This window comes from Acidovorax sp., assembly GCF_046341535.1.
Classification (GTDB): domain Bacteria; phylum Pseudomonadota; class Gammaproteobacteria; order Burkholderiales; family Burkholderiaceae_C; genus Acidovorax.
In genome coordinates, this window is record NZ_JBKDRI010000171.1 from 1 (window position 1) to 2179 (window position 2179).

Sequence of the window (2179 nt, forward strand, 5' to 3'; positions counted from 1 at the left end):
CGGCCCAAGCCCAGGACGGTCGAAAGATCAGTGGACTGACGCAGATCAACGCCGTACAAAAGTCGCTGCTGTGCGCACTGAAGCTTGCCGTGCCAACCCCTGGCGCCATCCAGAACCCGCATTTGTAGTCTGCGCTTTGAAGCGCGAATTCAATCAAATCAAGCACTTGCGTGCGTGAACTGTCGAACTTGGGTGGCCCAAACGCCGGGCTGAGGGATTCTCGATGGGAGACCCGTGGGATCCAGCCATGGCAGGGCGAAGAAGGGTCCTGCGCTTCGGTTTGCGCTGCGGCGCGGCGGGCAGCAGACTGGCCAGCGCGCCATGGACACCCCTTCCGAGGTGACCCAGGGCAGAGCTTTGAGCCCAAGATCATGCCCACCCCGCCAGAGCAGGCCCACTGGCAATAGCTATAAATTGAGGAGCACTTAACGCTTATGAATCAGGCGTCGGCGAGGTATTTGACCCTCAATAACTGACCTATGATGCGGAAGTCTCCGGCAGCGCGGCCTTGAACAGGGCCGCAAGCTTGCGCTTGGGCTTGATGTTGGCCGAGATGCTGCTGCGGGCAGGCGCTCTGGGCGCTGACTCCCAAGCGGGCGCGGCTTCGGCACTGGCGGGCTCATAAGGCGTTTCGAAGAACGGATCGCGCGAGGGCGCCACGGGCCGGAACCCGCGGTGCGCTTCGCGCGGCTCGCGGGCCTGGCGGCCACCGTGGTGGTCACGCTCGCGCTCGCGGCGGGGGGGCGATGCGATGGCGTCGCGGCCGTCACCGGTCTCACCGGCTTCGCGCCAGGCGCGGCGGCCGTCGTTGATGCGGCCCCTGGGCTGATCCTCGTCGTACTCGATGGCTTCGAGTTCGATCTTTTTCTTGATCAGCTTCTCGATATCGGCGGTCAGGCGGGCATCGCTGCCCGACACCAGCGTGACGGCCAGGCCCGAAGCGCCCGCCCGGCCCGTGCGACCGATGCGGTGCACGTAGTCCTCGGCGTTGAACGGCACGTCAAAGTTGAACACCGCTGGCACATCCTTGATGTCCAGACCGCGCGCGGCGACGTCAGTGCACACCAACAGGTCCACTTCGCCCTTTTTGAAGGCTTCCAGGGCCTTCAGGCGCTCGTCCTGGCTCTTGTCGCCGTGCAGCGCAGCCGTCTTGAGGCCTTCGCGCTCCAGGCTGCGGGCCAGTCGCGCGCAGCCGAGCTTGCTGTTCACAAAAATGAACGCCTGCTTGAGGCCCCGGGTCTTGAGCACCTGGTGGATGGCGCGGCGCTTGTCGTCGTCGTTGGCGCTGTAGAACCGTTGCTCCACGGTGGAGGCCGTCTCGTTGGGGCGAGCGACTTCAATGGTGACGGGGTTTTGCAGATAGCTGCCAGCCAGGCGCTTGATTTCGGGTGAGAACGTGGCGCTGAACAACAACGTGGTGCGTTGCTTGGGCAGGTAGCTCAAGATACGCTGCAGGTCCGGCAGAAAGCCGATGTCCAGCATGCGATCGGCCTCGTCGAGCACAACATACTCGACCTGGTTGAGCACTGCGTTCTTGGCCTCGATGTGGTCCAGCAGACGGCCCGGCGTGGCCACCAGCACCTCGACGCCTTTTTTCAGCTCGATGGTCTGGGGCTTCATGTCCATGCCGCCAAACACCACGGTGCTGCGCAGCTTGGTGTATTTGGCGTACAGCGCAATTTGCTGGGCGACCTGGTCGGCCAGTTCACGCGTGGGCAGCAGCACCAGGGCACGCACCGGATGGCGGGCAGGCGATGTGGAGCTGTTCTCATGCTTGAGCAGCCGCTGCAGCAGCGGCAACGAGAACGCTGCCGTTTTGCCGGTGCCCGTCTGGGCAGCGCCCATCACATCCTGGCCGGTGAGCACCACCGGAATGGCCTGCGCCTGGATGGGCGTCATGGACTCGTAGCCCATTTCGGCTACGGCGCGCGCCAGCGGTTCAGCCAGCGATAAATTGGAAAAAGAAGAGGTCATTTAGCCCGCTATTGTCGCACCAGCGAGCTAAACCGCCATTTTTTGCAAGTTTTGACGCCTGCCTCCGAAGTTCGACACCTCGCCCCCCTTTTTGACCGTTTTTGAGGGTTGGTGGCGTTATGAATCAACGACTTGCATCTAATTTTCAAAAATTTTTGTAGTGGCAATCTTGTAATTGTTTTGTATTGGCAATCATTTGCTAATG

Annotated in this window: 1 protein-coding gene; it reads right to left on the reverse strand. The window is 61.9% G+C overall.

The window, feature by feature from the left end:
* Positions 1-477 precede the first annotated feature (477 nt).
* The gene (locus ACK543_RS12755) at positions 478-1974 is read right to left on the reverse strand and encodes a DEAD/DEAH box helicase (RefSeq protein WP_409943218.1); all 1497 of its coding nucleotides are present in this window, start codon (positions 1972-1974) and stop codon (positions 478-480) included.
* Between the last annotated feature and the right edge of the window lie 205 nt (positions 1975-2179).